Source organism: Lacibacter sp. MH-610, from assembly GCF_045780045.1.
Lineage (GTDB): Bacteria > Bacteroidota > Bacteroidia > Chitinophagales > Chitinophagaceae > Lacibacter.
In genome coordinates, this window is record NZ_CP116002.1 from 1317047 (window position 1) to 1335003 (window position 17957).

General features: G+C 40.3%; 19 protein-coding genes. 11 read left to right on the plus strand and 8 right to left on the minus strand.

Features of this window, described 5'->3' with window-relative positions; all coding sequences use genetic code 11:
- Positions 1 to 104 precede the first annotated feature (104 nt).
- The 3 genes from PDL71_RS06005 to PDL71_RS06015 all read left to right on the plus strand — a co-directional run bounded on the left by PDL71_RS06005 (position 105) and on the right by PDL71_RS06015 (position 3091).
- Entirely contained in the window at positions 105 to 797 is a 693-nt protein-coding gene (locus PDL71_RS06005; RefSeq protein WP_407526726.1) for a response regulator, read from the plus strand.
- Between the two features lie 71 nt (positions 798 to 868).
- Complete coding sequence (locus PDL71_RS06010; protein ID WP_407526729.1) at positions 869 to 1717, plus strand: aminotransferase class IV; 849 nt, start codon at positions 869 to 871, stop codon at positions 1715 to 1717.
- Positions 1718 to 1747: 30 nt separating this feature from the next.
- On the plus strand, positions 1748 to 3091 hold the full coding sequence (locus PDL71_RS06015) for a cryptochrome/photolyase family protein (protein ID WP_407526732.1): 1344 nt from the start codon (positions 1748 to 1750) through the stop codon (positions 3089 to 3091).
- Here the strand turns inward: PDL71_RS06015 and PDL71_RS06020 are convergent.
- The 3 genes from PDL71_RS06020 to mqnB are packed head-to-tail and all read right to left on the minus strand — an operon-like array spanning position 3059 to position 5889.
- Positions 3059 to 4342 carry a hypothetical protein gene (locus PDL71_RS06020; protein ID WP_407526735.1) on the minus strand — a complete coding sequence of 428 codons (1284 nt, stop codon included), beginning with the start codon at positions 4340 to 4342 and terminating at the stop codon, positions 3059 to 3061. The two genes, PDL71_RS06015 and PDL71_RS06020, sit on opposite strands and share 33 nt — an antisense overlap.
- 56 nt (positions 4343 to 4398) lie before the next feature.
- The gene (locus tag PDL71_RS06025; RefSeq protein ID WP_407526738.1) at positions 4399 to 5211 is read right to left on the minus strand and encodes a 1,4-dihydroxy-6-naphthoate synthase; all 813 of its coding nucleotides are present in this window, start codon (positions 5209 to 5211) and stop codon (positions 4399 to 4401) included.
- Positions 5212 to 5232: 21 nt separating this feature from the next.
- A complete protein-coding gene (gene mqnB, locus PDL71_RS06030) occupies positions 5233 to 5889 on the minus strand; it encodes a futalosine hydrolase (protein WP_407526741.1) in 657 nt (218 codons plus the stop codon).
- A 141-nt stretch (positions 5890 to 6030) separates the two neighbouring features.
- Here mqnB and PDL71_RS06035 point away from each other — a divergent pair, with 141 nt between their 5' ends.
- From PDL71_RS06035 to fabD, 5 genes are all read left to right on the plus strand, one after another.
- On the plus strand, positions 6031 to 6441 hold the full coding sequence (locus tag PDL71_RS06035; RefSeq protein WP_407526744.1) for a 6-pyruvoyl trahydropterin synthase family protein: 411 nt from the start codon (positions 6031 to 6033) through the stop codon (positions 6439 to 6441).
- A 229-nt stretch (positions 6442 to 6670) separates the two neighbouring features.
- On the plus strand, positions 6671 to 7084 hold the full coding sequence (locus PDL71_RS06040) for a 6-pyruvoyl trahydropterin synthase family protein (RefSeq protein ID WP_407526747.1): 414 nt from the start codon (positions 6671 to 6673) through the stop codon (positions 7082 to 7084).
- Positions 7085 to 7168: 84 nt separating this feature from the next.
- Entirely contained in the window at positions 7169 to 7765 is a 597-nt protein-coding gene (folE, locus tag PDL71_RS06045) for a GTP cyclohydrolase I FolE (protein WP_407526750.1), read from the plus strand.
- A gap of 73 nt (positions 7766 to 7838) precedes the next feature.
- Positions 7839 to 8234 (plus strand): four helix bundle protein, encoded by a 396-nt coding sequence (locus PDL71_RS06050; RefSeq protein ID WP_407526753.1) that lies wholly within the window; start codon positions 7839 to 7841, stop codon positions 8232 to 8234.
- 16 nt (positions 8235 to 8250) lie between these two features.
- A complete protein-coding gene (fabD, locus tag PDL71_RS06055) occupies positions 8251 to 9141 on the plus strand; it encodes an ACP S-malonyltransferase (RefSeq protein WP_407526756.1) in 891 nt (296 codons plus the stop codon).
- A 79-nt stretch (positions 9142 to 9220) separates the two neighbouring features.
- Here the strand turns inward: fabD and PDL71_RS06060 are convergent, their stop codons facing one another.
- The 3 genes from PDL71_RS06060 to PDL71_RS06070 form a co-directional block, all read right to left on the minus strand.
- Positions 9221 to 9670, minus strand: a complete 450-nt coding sequence (locus PDL71_RS06060; protein ID WP_407526759.1) for a GNAT family N-acetyltransferase — start codon at positions 9668 to 9670, stop codon at positions 9221 to 9223.
- 98 nt (positions 9671 to 9768) lie between these two features.
- Complete coding sequence (locus PDL71_RS06065; protein WP_407526762.1) at positions 9769 to 11565, minus strand: serine hydrolase; 1797 nt, start codon at positions 11563 to 11565, stop codon at positions 9769 to 9771.
- A gap of 82 nt (positions 11566 to 11647) precedes the next feature.
- Positions 11648 to 12775 (minus strand): trans-sulfuration enzyme family protein, encoded by a 1128-nt coding sequence (locus PDL71_RS06070; RefSeq protein WP_407526764.1) that lies wholly within the window; start codon positions 12773 to 12775, stop codon positions 11648 to 11650.
- Between the two features lie 108 nt (positions 12776 to 12883).
- Between PDL71_RS06070 and PDL71_RS06075 the strand changes: the two genes are divergently transcribed.
- Together PDL71_RS06075 and PDL71_RS06080 are read left to right on the plus strand one after the other, a co-directional pair.
- Entirely contained in the window at positions 12884 to 13378 is a 495-nt protein-coding gene (locus PDL71_RS06075) for a DinB family protein (protein ID WP_407526767.1), read from the plus strand.
- A gap of 98 nt (positions 13379 to 13476) precedes the next feature.
- Positions 13477 to 15159 (plus strand): formate--tetrahydrofolate ligase, encoded by a 1683-nt coding sequence (locus PDL71_RS06080; protein ID WP_407526770.1) that lies wholly within the window; start codon positions 13477 to 13479, stop codon positions 15157 to 15159.
- On the opposite strand, the gene PDL71_RS06085 is transcribed toward PDL71_RS06080, so the two are convergent.
- Positions 15160 to 16152, minus strand: coding sequence for a M28 family metallopeptidase (locus PDL71_RS06085; RefSeq protein WP_407526772.1), 993 nt, complete (start codon positions 16150 to 16152; stop codon positions 15160 to 15162). It lies immediately after the preceding gene.
- Between the two features lie 80 nt (positions 16153 to 16232).
- A complete protein-coding gene (locus tag PDL71_RS06090) occupies positions 16233 to 17234 on the minus strand; it encodes a beta-ketoacyl-ACP synthase III (protein ID WP_407526775.1) in 1002 nt (333 codons plus the stop codon).
- Positions 17235 to 17355: 121 nt separating this feature from the next.
- Between PDL71_RS06090 and ruvA the strand changes: the two genes are divergently transcribed.
- Entirely contained in the window at positions 17356 to 17940 is a 585-nt protein-coding gene (ruvA, locus tag PDL71_RS06095; RefSeq protein WP_407526778.1) for a Holliday junction branch migration protein RuvA, read from the plus strand.
- Positions 17941 to 17957: the final 17 nt, after the last annotated feature.

A 17957-nucleotide genomic window follows, 5' to 3' on the forward strand; every position in this document is an offset into this window, starting at 1 on the left:
AAACCACAAGTTTAAAGTTTGGTAGTTGTACCTAAAAAAAAAACGAAATAATTAGCAACTTGCATTCGAAATAATCCTCTATCCTCTGAAAAAAAAGATATTTTATGTATCAAATGGAAACCGCAAAACCCAATACTACTTTGACCGATACCATCAACGTCGCCATTACTGACGATCACGTGCTTTACAGAGCCGGCGTTAAAACAGCTTTAGGGATGAAAAAGGATATCAAAATCCTCTTTGAAGCTGATAACGGTATGCACTTGCTCAATATGCTTAAAAGCATTCAGCCTGATGTAATTCTGCTCGATGTTCAAATGCCCATCATGGATGGGATTGCTACTTTGCCCGAGGTCAAAAAGTTATACCCCAACATTAAAATCATTATGCTTACCATGCATGATGAGCCCACAATGATTACCCGTTTAATGGAGTTGGGTGCTAACTCTTACCTAACCAAGAATTCTGATAGCGAATTGATTTATGAAGCCATTAAAACCTGTCATGAACAGGAGTACTTCTTTAATGCGCTTACGAATAAAGCACTTATTGACGGGCTGCGTACCAAGCGCCAGGGCGAAGGAAATTATAATCACGAAGTAAAACTGAGTGATAAAGAAATTACCGTTCTGAAACTCATGTGCGAAGAAAAAAGTACCAAAGAAATTGCTGATATTGTTGATCTTAGCCCCCGTACGGTAGAAGCTATCAGGGACAAACTCAAATCAAAAATCGGCGCCCGTTCTACTGCCGGTTTAATTCTGTATGCAGTAAAAAATAATATTATCGAAGGATAACATTCATCCAAAACCAACTGATAACAGCAGGGCGATACATTTGTGTCGCCTTTTCTTTTTACTTTGCTCTAATGCTTCTAATAAATCTGAACGGTAAACTTCTTGCAGCTGATGCGCCGGTTATTCCGGCAGATAACAGATCGTTCCGTTATGGAGAAGGGTTGTTTGAAACCATGCGTTTGCACCGGGGTAAAATTCCACTATGGGAAAAGCATTGGCACCGTTTGTCTACATCACTTCCTTCGTTATACTTTGAATTGCCGAAACATTTTACCTCAAAAAAACTATTGGAAGAAGTGTTGCATCTTGCAGCCAGGAATAATGGAATGCATGCTTCCCGAATACGTATCACTGTATTTAAAGGAGAAGGCGGTTTGTGGGAAACACCCTCATCCTCATTTAATTATTTAATCCAATGTTGGCCATTAGAGCACGGGGATTTTTATATGAATGAAAACGGCCTGGATACAGGGGTGTTTGAAGATGGCAGAAAAACCTGTGATGCATTCTCCCATCTCAAAAGCAATAATTATTTGCTGTATGCTGTGGCTGCACAATATGCCAAACAACAAAAATGGAATGAAGCTCTTGTGTTTAATCAACACGGACGAATCTGTGATACCACCATTGCTAATCTTTTCTTTGTTTCCGGTTCTCAAATTCATACGCCTTCTTTATCTGAAGGGGCAGTGGCAGGTGTTATGCGTGGTTACCTGCTGGAGCAAATGCAACAGACGGGTATATCTGTACAAGAGGGAGCTTATACGGTTCAGGATCTTCAACAGGCAGATGAAATTTTTCTCACCAATGCTTTTTATGGTATCCGCTGGGTAAAGCGTTTGGGCGAGCAAAAATACAAATTCCAAAAATCAGCTCAATTTTTTCAAGAATTTGTCAAACCCTTGTTTGAATCATCCTGAACTTTTTTTTCACTGTTTCGTTAATAGTGCATGCCCAAACAATCAATCTCTATCTGCTGGTTTCGACGTGATTTGCGATTACATGATAACGCAGCTCTGTATCATGCATTGAAAGGGGAGCATCCCGTTTTGCCGCTGTTTATATTTGACCGTTCTATTCTTGATTTGCTGGAAGATAAAGCAGACAAAAGGGTTGAATTTATTCATCATGCCATTACAACTATGCAGCAGCAGTTGCAGCAAACCGGCAGCAGTATGGATGTGCATTACGGTTTCCCTGCTGAAGTATTTCAACAATTGCTGCAGCAATATGATGTGAAACAGGTATTTACTAACCAGGATTATGAACCTTATGCGCAACAAAGAGATGAAGCCATTCGTCAACTGTTGAACAATGCCGGTGCTGCGTTTCATACGTATAAAGACCAGGTGATTTTTGAAAAAGACGAAGTGGTAAAAGATGATGGTAAACCCTACACCGTATTTACTCCTTATAGCAAAAGATGGAAAGCCAAACTCAATGATTTTTATTTAAAGAGTTATCCAACTGAACACTACTTTTCCAATTTTTTCAAACAATCTTCTACACCAGTTCCGTCATTGGAGCAGATGGGTTTTAAAGCAACAGGTACTGCTTTTCCTTCAACAGAAGTAAAAGATGAATTAATTAAGAAGTATAAAGAACAAAGAGATATACCATCTATTAAAGGTACCAGCAGATTGAGTGTGCATTTGCGTTTTGGTACCATCAGCATTCGGGAACTGGCACGTCATACCAAAGATTTAAATGAAAGTTTTTTAAATGAACTCATCTGGAGAGATTTTTATCACATGATCCTCTGGAACTTTCCGCAGGTGGGACAAGGCAAAGCATTTAAAAAAGAATATGACTTTATTGAATGGCGGCACAATGAAAAAGATTTTGAAGCCTGGTGTAAAGGGCAAACCGGTTACCCCATTGTTGACGCCGGCATGCGGGAATTAAATGCAACAGGATTCATGCACAACCGTGTACGTATGATTGTTGCTTCCTTTCTTTGTAAGCATTTACTGATTGACTGGCGCTGGGGTGAAGCGTACTTTGCAAAAAAATTACTTGATTTTGATCTGGCTGCTAATAACGGTGGTTGGCAATGGGCAGCAGGCAGTGGTTGTGATGCAGCGCCTTATTTCCGCATTTTTAATCCTTATTTACAAACACAAAAGTTTGATCCGCAGTTGAAATACATCCGTCAGTGGGTGCCAGAGTTTGAAGGATTCAACTATGTAAAACCAATTGTGGAGCATGAGTATGCACGCAAGCGCTGTTTGGAAGTATATAGTAAGGCTTTGAAAAAGAACTTAGTTGAAAATAAAAAAGTTTCCTCCCCCTGAATTAAATCTCGGGTTTACAAAGTTATTGAGGATACTTCCAAAGCGATAAGTAATACCAAATCCCATAAAGAAATTATAGTTTGTTTGCAACTGCCTTCTTCTTGATAAAATATCATCTGCAGTTGCGTTGCCCTTAGGCAGGAATACCTGGTCTCTTACTATGGAAGGGAAGGCATATACATTAAAGGAAAGATTACCGGTGAGCCGTACATCCATGAATGTATTGAATGAAATGTTATAAAACTTCCAGTCATTAAAGAAGTTGCGGTAAGTAATGCCTGCTGAAATTGTACCCCATTTTTGGTTAAGCGATAAGTTGGCAGAAATATTCTGACCGGGCAGCCATTCTGCTTTTTTATTATAGATCGTTGTATCGTAATAACTATTCCTTCTTATATCAACTCCGTAACGGATAGTTAATAGCTTAGTGTTTACACTTTTGTAAGGAAAAATGTTGTACTCAATACCGGGGCTGATGTAAAATTGTGATTTAATATTCGAGAATGTACTTTGAAATGCTGAAAGATCATAGCCTGCTGTCCAGTGTTCATTGATGCTTTTAGCGTACGTATGCGAAAAGTTGATGTTATGATTTTTTACTTTCAATTTATCAGTACCTATCGTAAAAACATTCTGATTCTCTCCGCCATTAACACTGAACAAGAGTTTTGATTTATCTGTAACTCTGCTGGCAGAAAACCGACCATTAAGATTTTGCGATTTATAATTCTGATCAGAGCTGAAATTACCATCGGTTCCTGCACGAAAAACCCAGTAATTCCATTTGTCTTTTGTAGTTTGATTACTCTGTTGATTTTTTCCGGTTGAATCTGTCTTTGCTTTAGAGTTAATTGTTAGTTCGTTCAGAAATCCGCTTTTGGCAATAAAGGGTGCTAAACCGGCCTGCAGATATTTTACAACCAGCTCTCTTTCTTCTGCATCGGTGGTTAATGGCAGTGTTTCAAACCGAAGCGTATCTTTTGTTCCGGCAAAGCGGTTAAGCCCATAAAAAATCAGTTGAAACTGTTCGCCGCCACTGCCAATATCCTGTGCCGTGAGCAGTACATGTACATCGGCTGCAATCCGGTCAATTACAAAATCCACAACGGTGATTTCTGTTCGTATATAAGTAAGATCGCACCACATATTGCTGCAGTCAACAAAAACGCTCAATCTTTTTTTAGGGTTGATTTGTGTAAATGCTGTAACGGAGATAATCATAAACGAAAACAGCAGTAGTATTTTTCTCATGCGTTTGGTTTAACGGTCAGCTAAGCTATTAATCTTTTAAAAACCGGTTAAGTTGTTTAATGATTTTGAGATATGTTTAACAGCTTGTTGACGGCCTGCATTCCATCTGTTCCCAAATCAAGACTGTAATTATTCACATATAAATCAATATGCATCCGCATTACTTCTTCACTCATTTCCTGCGAGTGTTGTTTTACATATTCTGTTACCAGTGGATAGTTAGCAAATGCAAATTCCAAACTTTTACGAATCAGCCTGTCAACTTTTGTACAAATATCAGCATCAATTCTTTTATGTGCTACAATTCCACCCAGCGGTATGGGATAACCTGTACTTTGTTCCCAATACGCACCAAGATCAATTAATTTGTACAATCCTTTTTGTTGATACGTAAACCTGTTTTCATGAATAATAACGCCGCAGTCCACTTTGCCGTTTATAACCGCATCTTCAATTTCATGAAACACCATATATTTTTTTTTCTTCGCAGCAGGGAATGCCTGTGAGAATAGAAAATGTGCTGTTGTATTTACACCCGGTATGGCAATGCTTGAATTATTTACAAACTGCTGAAGTTCTTCAACATTTGTACTTGGTACTTCGTGCTTCGTAATTAATAATGGCCCTACACCTTTACCCAGCGCTCCGCCACTTTTCAATAACGAATGTTGATCCATTACCAACGGATAAACCCCATAGCTGATTTTAGAAATATCCAGCTTGCCTTTCAATGCCCATTCATTGAGGGTTTGCACATCTTCCAGTACCACATCAAACTCCAATCCTTCCGTATCTATCTTCTGATTCACTAATGCATCAAAGATGAATGTATCGTTGGGACAAGGAGAAAAACCTAAACTAAGTTTCATAAATCGTTATTACGTATGTAACTACAAACTTTCAACCAGCCGTATCAATTCTGTATTTAAATTCTTTACAGCATCGTTAATTTTCCAGTTCTTTTTATTTCTGTCGCCCACATAGTTGGAAATACTTCTGATCTGTACAAACGGAATATTTTCCCGCAGGCAGGTATAATGAACAGCAGCTCCTTCCATATTTTCAATGGCAGCCTTGTATTTATCACTATATAATGTTGCTGTTTTTTTTGAAGTCGTAATCTGGTTCACAGAAACACTGGTAACCACTGGCAGTTTTGTACGTTGCAAAAGTACTTTGTGCGGATTGCTGAGTTTCTTTTTCGTGAACGGGAATTGTGAAGCAGGTTGCAGTTTTAAATCAAATACATCTTTATATCCGTCTTTTTCGGTAACACCCAGATCGGCTATCAGTTCATCTTTCACAACCACAACAGAACCCGGGGGATATTTTTCAGAAAAACTACCGGCAATACCGGCATTTACCACAATATGCGGTTGTTTTACCTGCAAATGTTTCAAGAGCGCATAGGTAGTATGAACCATACCCACACCGGTAATCAGGAAATCGAGTTGTAAATCTATATGATTTAGTTTGTCCGTAGTTCGGCAATGGGCGATAAACGATTTTATTTCCAGTGATGTGGCAGCTACTATCAGGCAATTCATCCTTGCAAAGTTTATGCAAGATTAAAGCAAAATCAGATGCTGTTCAAATGGCGGGAATTGCCTACATTTGCGCCCTGCTTAATCTCAGGCAGGTTCATTTGCCTTCCGCCCAACTGCTGTGAAGGTGCAAAAAAGTAAAGCATGGTTTACTTAACAAGACTGGAACATTTTAACGCAGCCCATAAGCTTTTTAATCCCAATTGGAGCAAAGAAAAGAATGAAGAGGTGTTTGGTATTTGTGCCAACGAAAACTGGCATGGCCACAACTTTGAATTATTTGTTACCATAAAAGGCGAGGTAAATCCGGATACAGGTTTTCTGTTTGATGTGAAAAAGCTCAGCAAGCTCATGAAAGAGCATGCGGTGGACAAACTCGATCACAAGAATCTGAACATGGATGTAGATTTTATGCGTGGTAAAATGTGCAGTACCGAGAACCTGGCAGTTGAAATCTGGAAACAACTGGAACCCCATTTGCCGCAAGGTGTTTTTCTGCACTGCGTAAAGTTGTATGAAACGCCACGTATTTATGTAGAATATTTTGGCGGGTAAACTTTTTTAATTCGTTGGTGTTATACCATCTGTAATTTCCTGCATCAATGTTTTAGCTTACCCTGAAATGAAAATACTTCGGGGTTGCATATTTGTACATCCGGTTCCTATGGCAACGGAAAATGTGCGTTCAAACCTTGATCAGGCAATACTTCGCAACTTTCTTTTTCAATTGTAATACCCCTTACAGTTCCTAACTTTAAGAATCAGTTTATTTGTTATAGCAACTATGAGCCAAAAAGTAGCCGTTTACCGTCATGAGCATTTTAATGCTGCTCACCGCCTATACAATCCTGCGTGGAGTATGGAGCAGAATGATGCAGTGTTTGGTAAATGCAATAACCCATCTTTTCACGGTCACAATTACGAACTGGTAGTAAAAGTGATAGGCGTACCGGATCCGGAAACGGGGTATGTACTGGATTTAAAATGGCTGAGTGATTTGATTAAACGGGAAGTGCATACACGTTTTGATCATAAAAATCTCAACCTGGATACATCAGAGTTTCAACAATTGAACCCTACAGCGGAGAATATTGCGATTGTTATTTACAATCTTCTGCGTCCGCATATTGATGCTGATAAGGACTTGCAGGTTCGCTTGTATGAAACACCGAGGAATTTTGTGGAATACCCTGTGTAACGGATCATTTAATAATTGATAAATGAAAGCTTAAGGCTTTTTTAGTTTTCAAATTTTCTAATCAGCAAATTTTCAAATTTAATCATGGCTTATAAAAAAACAGAACAGTACGACGAACAATCAACCACCGGTTTGATAAAAAATTACCGGGAAGCATTGAGTTATTTAGGTGAAGATCCGGAGCGTGAAGGATTGCTTAAAACTCCTGAACGTGTGGCAAAGGCTATGCAGTATTTAACAATGGGCTATCAAATGGATGCAAAAGCCATTATTGAAAGTGCGAAGTTTCATGAAGAAGTAAGTGAAATGATTGTTGTAAAAGATATTGAGCTTTACAGTATGTGTGAGCATCACATGTTACCTTTTTTTGGTAAAGCACATATAGCCTATATACCTAACGGATGGATTACCGGTTTAAGTAAAGTTGCAAGGGTAGTGGATGTGTATGCAAGAAGATTACAGGTGCAGGAACGTTTAACTACACAAATTCTGGAAGCAATGAAGGAATCTCTCAATCCTGTTGGTGTTGCAGTAGTTATTGAAGCACAGCATTTATGTATGATGATGCGTGGTGTGCAAAAGCAAAACAGTGTAACAACAACCTCAGCATTTTATGGCGAATTTCAAAAGCAGGCCACACGGAGTGAGTTTTTAAAACTGATTGGTTCCAGGTTGAGTTGAGAATTGGTTTCTTTGTTTATTGGTTTCGGAATGTTTATTATTTTAGAACATCCTTCCAATCAAAGCCATACTTATGTACAACCTTGACGACTTAGAAGTATACAATCTTTCTCAAACTTATAGTGATAAAATCTGGTTTATTGTTGAGAAATGGGATCCGTTTCCGAAAAATGGTTTAGGAAGACAGTGGACAGATGCTGCTGATTCAATATCGTCAAATATTTCTGAAGGCTATGGTCGTTTTTTTATTAAAGAAAACATCAAATTCTGCTTTTATAGCCGTGGCTCCATTCTGGAAAATAAAAACTGGTTGCGCAAAGCAAAAAACAGAAATTTAATTTCATCTTCGCAACACGATGAGTTGATTGAGGACTTGCAGGTGATTCACAAAAAACTAAATGGTTATTTAAAAGTTCTCCGAACGAATCTCAGAAACACAGAAATTAACAGGAAATCAAAAAACCAGTAAACTAATAAACAATTTCATGAAACACGCATTTGTATTTCCAGGCCAGGGTTCTCAGTTTAAGGGAATGGGTAAGGAGTTGTATGAAAACAATGCCAGCGCCAAACGTTTGTTTGAACAGGCGAATGAAATTCTTGGCTTTCGTATTTCAGATATTATGTTTGAAGGCAGTGATGAGGATTTACGGCAAACCAATGTTACGCAGCCTGCTGTTTTCCTGCACTCAGTAATAGCGTATAAAAGTATTGAGAATGCAAAACCTGATATGGTGGCCGGACATTCATTAGGCGAGTTCAGTGCCCTGGTGGCCAATGGCGTTTTGAGTTTTGAAGATGCATTGCAACTGGTGAGTGTACGTGCACAGGCTATGCAGAAAGCCTGTGAAATTCAACCTTCAACCATGGCTGCTGTACTTGCTTTGGCTGATGATAAGGTGGAAGAAATCTGCAAACAGGTGAGTGATGAAACTGGTGAAGTGGTGGTACCTGCCAATTATAATTGTCCCGGCCAGTTGGTGATCAGCGGTTCTTTAAAAGGAATTGATATTGCCTGTGAACGTATGAAAGCAGCAGGAGCCAAGCGTGCCTTGGTGTTACCGGTGGGAGGTGCATTTCACAGTCCATTGATGCAGCCTGCCCGTGAAGAACTGAAAGCAAAAATTGAAGCAACGAATTTTTATGACCCGCAATGTTATATCTATCAGAATGTAGCAGCTAAAGCGGTGTTTAATAAAGATGATATCAAACAAAACTTAATTGACCAACTTACAGGTGCTGTGCGGTGGACACAAAGTGTACAGGCTATGATTGCTGATGGTGCAGTGAAGTTTACAGAAGTTGGCCCCGGAAAAGTGTTGCAGGGTTTGGTACAGAAAATTAATAAAGAGATGATGGTGGATGGAGTGAGTTGAAATATATAAGATACAAGAATAAAGAAACAAGGCACAAGTTTAGATCTTGTGCCTTGTTTCTTTCTGTATTTCTTGTGCCTTAAACAGCGATACTGCAATTCACCCATTCAGGATCAAAGCTGGCATTGTATTTTTTGTAGAAGTTAATAGCAGGTTCATTCCACTCCAATACCTGCCACACAATACCATTTAGCTTTCGTTCTTTCGCTTCTACAATCAATTGATCCATCAATAATTTGCCAATGCCTTTGCCTCTTGCACTTTCAGTAACAAGTATATCTTCAAGATACATTCGCTGTCCTTTCCATGTAGAATAGCGGATGTAATACAATGCAAAGCCAAGAATCAATCCATCTTCTTCTGCAACAAATGCCCACCAAACAGGATTTTTTCCAAAGCCGCTTTCTTCAAAATGTTCTATTGTAACTGTTACTTCCTGTGGTGCTTTTTCGTACAGCGCCAGTTCTTTTACTAATTCTAATAACCGGGCACAATCTTCTTTTACGGCTCTTCTGATTTGAATGCTCATAGTGGAGTAGTACGCTCCGTCAGACGCCCTCGTCGGACGGGTTTAATTTTAATTTATACGTTTTACTTTTATTCGTCAGACGAGGGCGTCTGACATTGTTATTTCTTTCTTGTTGCTTTAAACGTTCCATTCGGTTGTATAAAACTCATCGAGGTTACATTTCCTTTTTCATCTTTTTCAAACTGCACACTGTAACCGCTCAATGCTTTAAAGTTGAAAATGTTTTCTTTTACCGGCACCATTTCATAATCCGGCTGACCGGGCACTAATACCATCAACGTCTTTTCGCCCCGCAGATACACTTTTACAATTGCACCGCTTAGTTCATACTCGCCCACCAGTTTTTCCAGATCTTCTTTCTTCACATCAATGGCAATCACTTCTTTTTTAAACTCGATTGGTTCTACTGCACCTTCCAATGGAAGTTTCAGGGATTCAATTTCACCTTTTACATTAATGGTAAACAAACCTTTCATGGCGTTTTCTTCATCAATATCTGCTTCGTCGGCTGCAAACGCAAAATTGAAATAATCAAAATGATAGTGATTGAGTTTAAATTTTAAACCGTTATAATTTCCTTTCAGTGAATCTTTATCCTGGAAAATCGTTATAGCACCGTAACCATCATTCTTGTACACACCTGTATAATCAACTATGGAATGCGAAGGCCGGGTTCCTTTTTTTTGCTGGGCGCTGTCTTTCTTTACTAGATCTTTAGCAGCAGCTTTTTGTTTTTCAACATCCGTTTTACGCAGCTGATGCCAGTCACGGAATTTTAAACCTAGCATCCGGTCAACAATGGTATTGCGTATAATGGCAGGAAGAGGAGAGCCATTTTGATTAACAGAAATAAAAACACCAATACTATCCGTAGGGAAAAAAGAGGTGCTCGTGCTGAAACCATCAATATTACCACCGTGTTCTACCCGGTAATGTCCACGATAATTGGCCAGGAACCATCCAAGACCATAATTACTGAAAAATACATCAGGTTGTTCTTTGGTAGGCAGCCCGCTGCTGATGATCATTTGTGAACTGACAGCCTGGTTGTAGTACATGGCAGGAACGATTTCTTTGCCATTGAATTTGCCACCGTTAATCCACATCATCACCCAGTTAGCCATGTCTTTTGCATTGGAGTTGATAGAGCCTGCAGGACCCATCGCATCAATATTCATAAACTTCATCTTCAGAATCTTTCCTTCTTCTTCACGATAGCCTAAAGAAAAATCAGGAGCTTTTTGATGATCGTTCATGCTGGTATTACTGGCGTTCATACCCAGCGGTGAAAAGAATTTTTCTCTGATAAGTTCTTCCCAGGTTTTATTGCTTAGTTTTTCAGCAAGTACACCTTGTGCTAAGAACATGAAATTATTATACTGCCATAATTGACGAAGCGGAGCACTTGGTTCAAAATAACGAATGGCATAAAGTAAACTGTCTCTCCTCGTTTTTGCACTGTACCACGCAAGGTCATGACGGGGTAAGCCGGTACGGTGGCACATCATATCACGTGCAGTAATGGAGTTCGTCATTTCATCTTTTATGAAACGCAATTCAGGTAAATAAGAATGAACAGGTTTATCCAGGTCCAATTTGCCATCTTTCATAGGAAAAGAAAGTAAGGCCGATGTAAATGCTTTGGTACAACTGCCAATGGCAAACAAAGTGTTCTCCGTAACAGGTATTTTGTTTTCATAATCTTTATAACCATAACCTTTTGCCAGCAATACTTTATTTTTTTCAACCACGGCAACAGTTACACCGGCAACATGCCATTCTTTGAGCATTCGATTAATGAAGGTGTCGAGCCCGGCCAGGCGCTTGTCAGTTGTTTGAGCTGTTGCTGTTTGCACTAATGTGATGGCAAACAGGAAGAAGAAAAATTTTCTCATTGCTTTCGGTTTTATCATCTGACGCCCTCGTCGGATGACTTATATGTAATAATTGAAAAAACGAATCTGTATGACGAGGGCGTCAAACCGATTGTAACGCCTGTTCAAAATCAGCAACCAGGTCGTTAATATGTTCTAATCCTACTGATACTCTTAATAAATTATCAGGTGTTGGTGAAGCATCGCCTTCCACTGATTTTCGATGTTCTACCAAACTTTCCACACCGCCTAAACTGGTGGCATGTGCAAACAATTGTAACTGACCTGCCAGTTTCAACACATCCGCTCTGTTTCCTTTCACCAGTATCGAAAGCATACCGCTGTAGCCATTCTTCATTTGTTTTTTTGCTACTGTATGTTGCGGGTGTGAAGCAAGACCCGGGTATAACACCTTTTCAATCTTAGGATGTTGTTCTAAGTATTGAGCTAACTGCAGAGCATTGTTTGAATGTACTGTCATGCGTGCAGTAAAGGTTGTAAGACTGCGGCACAACAACCAGCAGTCATAAGGTGATGGTACAGCACCTCCGTATTTCTGAACATTTTTTATGAACTCGTAGCGTTCATTGGTTTCCCTGAACATAAGGGCACCGCCAAGTATATCACTATGACCACCGAGGTATTTGGTAGTAGAATGCAGTACAATATCCACACCCATTTCCAAAGGTTGTGTGTAATAGGGAGTGGCCCATGTATTATCCACCAGTGTAAAACAGTTGTGTTGTTTTGCAATGGCAACAACTGCTTCAATATCGGTTACTTTCAATAACGGATTGGAAGGTGTTTCCATCCAGATCAATTTTGTAGCTGGTTGAATAGAAGCCTGCAGTTGCTCCAGGTTCGTCAAATCCACTCTTGAATACGTAAGACCGAAGTTGACAAACAGATGATCCAATATCGAATACATGGAGAAATACGCATCATCCGGTAACACAATATGATCACCTGATTTCAAACTTTGAAAAACAGCAGTGGCCGCCGCCAGTCCTGATGAAAAGCTGATGCAGGCAGCGCTGTTTTCCATCAAAGCCAGCTTTTGTTCCAGTGAATGACGGTTAGGATTATCATAGCGTGAATAAATATATCCCTCAGGAAACGAGAGCCCATCTTCGCCCCGTTCAAATGTGGTAGAAAGTACAATCGGTGGAGTTACCGCCCCGCTTTCGTGTTTCACATTACTTGTATGTATGAGTTGAGTAGAAAGTTCCATCTTACCTTATTGAGGAATAAATGTAAGCAAACTTGTATGTTTAAATGCTGCAGAAAGAAGTATTTGTATAAATGGTGAATTTCTTAATTTCATTGTTAAACAGAATTTATGCTACAGCTTTTGCAGAATTATGCGGCCTTTAATGTATGGGCCAATCAAACCATAACCGATGCCATTCTTGAAATGGAGGAACACACGCATCAGCAGATTGTAAAAAGCAGTTTTCCTAATTTATATGCTACGGTGCTGCACATGTGGGATGCAGAAAGCATCTGGTGGCAGCGTATGGAAGGTCATGCACAACTGCTGATCCCCGGTAAAGAGTTTAATCCGACTATGAAAGAAGCAGTGAACGGCTTATTGAACCAAAGCCGGGAATGGAGTAGTTGGATGAACCGTGTCACGGAAGAACAGCTGCAAAATGAATTTCATTATAAAAATCTAAAAGGAGAAGCCTTTACATCAGGTGTATGGCAGGTAGTGCATCATTTGTTCAATCATGGCACCTATCATCGTGGCCAACTGGTAACCATGATGCGGGAACTGGGCTCCACTGAAATTCCTTCAACCGATTTTATTCATTGGTACAGGAAGATCAGGTAAGTGCCGCCGTTGAAGTTTTGTAATCAATTGCGGTGCTGATTCCCGTCATTCCCCTTACAGCATCTTCGTTTTAAGTTGCAGGGTTCTAATTCAACGCCATGCAACAACAACTCATGAGTGATATTGAAATCGCTCAATCATCACCCATCCGTCATATCAAAAAAATTGCAGCTTCTTTGGGTGTAAAAGAAGAAGACCTGGAGTATTACGGAAAGCATAAAGCCAAACTTCCACTGCATTTAATTAATGAAGAAACCATCCAACAACATCATCTGATTCTTGTTACCGCCATCACACCAACACCCTTAGGCGAAGGAAAAACAACCATCTCTATCGGATTGACGGATGGGTTGAATCATATCGGTAAAAAAGCGATTGCTGTTTTACGAGAGCCATCACTCGGTCCTGTGTTTGGAGTAAAAGGTGGTGCGGCAGGTGGTGGTTATAGCCAGGTGATTCCCATGGAAGATATCAACTTGCATTTCACGGGTGATTTTTCTGCTATTGAAAAAGCTAATAATTTATTGGCAGCTTTGATTGATAATAACCTGCAAAGCAAAACACGTTCACTCAACCTTGATCCACGCACTATTGTGTGGAAACGTGTGATTGATATGAATGACCGTGCACTCCGCAACATCATTATTGGTTTAGGTGGCACCGGTGATGGAATGCCAAGGCAGGATGGGTTTAATATCACACCCGCCTCAGAAATCATGGCCATACTGTGCATGAGTAAAGACATGAATGATTTAAAACAACGGCTCGGTAATATTTTCATTGGCTTTACTTATGACAATCAACCTGTATTTGCAAGAGACTTACATGCAGTAGGAGCGATGGCGGTATTGCTCAAAGATGCCATCAAGCCTAACCTGGTGCAAACACTGGAAGGCAATGCAGCCATCCTGCATGGTGGTCCGTTTGCAAGTATTGCTCAGGGTACCAATACCATCCTTGCAACAAAGATGGGTTTGAGTTTGGGCGACTATGTAGTTACTGAAGCAGGCTTTGGTGCCGATCTTGGTGCCGAAAAATTCTTTGATATCAAATGTGCTTCATCAGGTTTACAACCGGAAGCGGTGGTGTTAGTTGTTACGGTAAAAGCATTGCGTTATCATGGAGGTGCTTTGAAAGAAGAATGGAATACACCATCCGTTGAAAGGGTAGAAAAAGGATTGCCCAACTTACGCAAACATATTGAAAATCTGCAATTGTTTGGAATGCGTCCTGTGGTTGCTATCAATCATTTTGTGCACGACAGCGATGCAGAAATACAACTCATACAAAACGAGTGCAGAAGCATGGGTATTGAAGCAATAGTGGCTGATGCGTGGGCAGATGGTGGTAAAGGTTGTGCCGCATTAGCAGGAGCAGTGGCTACATCCATCAACAAAAAGGAAAGTCATTTTCATCCATTGTATAAATGGGATACAAGTATTGAAGAAAAAATTCAAAACATCGCATCAAAAATTTATGGGGCTAATGCGGTTGAGTACACACCCAAAGCCAAAACACAGTTGAAGAAAATCAAAGCACTTGGTTTTGATCATATGCCTGTTTGTATTGCTAAAACACCACGGAGTTTCAGTGATGATGAAAGCAAACGTGGAAGACCGGAGAACTTCATTGTTACTGTTCGTGAATTTGAATTTGCAGCCGGTGCCGGTTTTGTCATTCCTTTGCTGGGTGATGTGATGCGGATGCCCGGCTTGCCTGCAGAACCAAGCGCTGAAAAGATTGATATTGATGAAACGGGTAGAGTGACAGGTTTGTTTTAGTTAATCCACTCTTATTCTTCGCAGCTTTACTGTACCGTTTACAATGGGCTGTGTGGCAATGAAGATTGTTTTTGCCAATTCGATCATCAACTCAAAATCAAGTGTTGCAGTTTCATCACTCAGTTGATGGTAGTGTCTGTCATTATCAGGTGTTGCTGAAATAGTGTGTGCGGGAATCCCTTTTAATGCGAAAGGGTAGTTATCACTTCTTGAAAAAAACTGTACAACCGGTGCATTCCCTTTCAAATAATTTTTACCGAATTTTTCTTTGTTTACAGTAAAGAGCTCTTTGTTCATTACACTTTGCACATCACCATATTCTGTACCTGACATATAAATAATTTTTTTGGGCGAACGACCCACCATATCAAAATTAATCACTGCACGTACTTTGTCTTCATCAATGGAGGCTGCAAACTCTTCTGATCCTTTCAAGCCTAATTCTTCACCGCTGAAAGCAATAAATAAAATCGTTCGTTCCGGTTTTGTTTGCACAAAGTAGGAGGCGAGCTGAAGGAGCAGTGCTGTACCGCTGGCATTGTCATTTGCACCATTAAATACTGAATCTTTCTTGCTTTTAATTTTTCCGATATGATCATAGTGGGCAGAAAATATAACAAGTTCATCCGGTTTGCTGCTGCCGGGGATGGCACCAATTACATTGATTGCTTCATGTTTGTCCCAATAACTGAGTTTTCCATAGTTGTGAAAATATCCATCGTTGGTTTTTACAGGTTGTAAGCCGATGGCTTTCATCTGCTGCGCAATAAAATGGGCCGCTTTCATCATACCGTCTGTTCCTGTAGCACGGCCTTGCATGGAATCATGTGCGAGGGCTGAAACGTAATAGTTGATTTGTGATGGAGTAAGAAAGATGCTGTCGAATAAATGGGGCTGAGCTCTGGAGCCCGTAAAAAACACTTGCAAAAGCATCAATAGTTTTAATGCTTTTAAAAAACTAAACGCAGAACTATAGTTTGTTTTTTTAATCATTTAAGTTTTAACGCTGCTGTTCAAAAAAAAGCGATTGCTTTCACAACCGCTTCAACTTCGTATTTCGTTATTGGTACTTACTACTTGCCATCATAGGCCCACTTTATCCATGTGGCGCCCCAAGTAAAACCACCACCAAAAGCAGCCAGCACAACATTATCTCCCTTCTTCAACTGGTTTTCCCATTCCCACAAACAAAGTGGAATAGTAGCTGCCGTAGTGTTACCGTATTTGGAAATATTGATCATTACTTTTTCTTTGGGCAATCCCATACGGTTGGCTGTAGCATCAATAATACGCAGGTTTGCCTGGTGCGGAACCAGCCATGCTACATCTTCTGCTTTCAGGTTGTTGCGTTCCATCAACTCTGCACTTACATCTGCCATACCTTTCACTGCAAACTTGAAAACACTTTGTCCTTCCTGGTAAGCAAAATGCTCCCGGTTGGCTACCGTTTCCATACTGGCCGGCTTCCAGCTTCCGCCTGCTTTCATGTGCAGGAATGGGCGGCCGCTTCCATCAGTTCTTAAAATACTGTCTTTAACACCGTATCCTTCATTGTTGGGTTCCAGTAATACACAGGCAGCACCATCGCCAAACAATATACAGGTGTTACGATCGGTATAATCAATGATAGCACTCATTTTATCAGCGCCTACCACTACCACTTTTTTATAACGTCCGCTTTCAATATAGGTAGCACCGGTAGTAAGTGCAAACAAAAAACCGCTGCAGGCTGCCGCCAGGTCAAAGCCCCAGGCATTAGTAGCACCTATTTTATCACACACAATATTGGCTGTGGAAGGAAACACCATATCCGGTGTAACGGTAGCTACAATTAAACAGTCGATATCCAGTGGAGTAATTCCTCTTTTTTTACATAATTCCAAAACGGCAGGCGCTACCATATCAGAAGTGGCCAGGCCTTCGCCCTTTAAAATTCTACGTTCCTCAATTCCGGTACGGGTGCGGATCCATTCGTCATTAGTATCCACCATTTTCTCAAGATCAAAATTGGTAAGCCTGTCTTCGGGAACCCATCCTGCAACAGCAGTAATGGCGGCAGTAGTAGGAGTATTCATGAATGCTGATTGGTTTGAAGGGTGCAAAAATACAGGATTTGCTCCTATGAGCTGATGATACGGTGGTAGCGGCTTCACATTGCTAATAGGTGTCTATTTCTTTTTCTGTTATTTTCGCTCTATGCTCGCATACCTTAAAGGAAATTTTACGCTTAAAACGCCAACAGTTGTTTATGTTGAATGCCAGGGAGTTGGCTATGAAGTACAGGTGAGTTTAAATACTTACTCCAAAATTCAAAACCTTACGGAAGGGATGCTCCATACCCACCTCATTATCCGTGAAGATGCACATGTGCTGTATGGTTTTTTTGAGCGTTCAGAAAAAGACGTATTTCAACAGTTGATCAGTGTTTCCGGAGTAGGGGCAGCGACAGCCAGGGTGATGTTATCTTCACTTCAACCGGGAGAAGTAATTAATGCTGTTCTTTCAGGCAATGAAACCCTGCTGGAAAGCGTTAAAGGCATAGGAAAAAAAACCGCCCAGCGTATTGTGCTGGAACTCAAAGATAAAATTTCGAAAACCTCCGCCGATGGGAATATTTCTACACTGAATCACAATACTTTAGAGCAGGAAGCGTTAACTGCATTAACCGCTTTAGGTATTGCCAGGAATGCGGCCGAATCAGCGATCAAAAAAGCAAGGCAATCAGGCACTAATCTGACCCAGCTGGAAGAACTGATAAAAGCAGCATTGAAATGTTTGTAAAACCAAAACCTGATTGG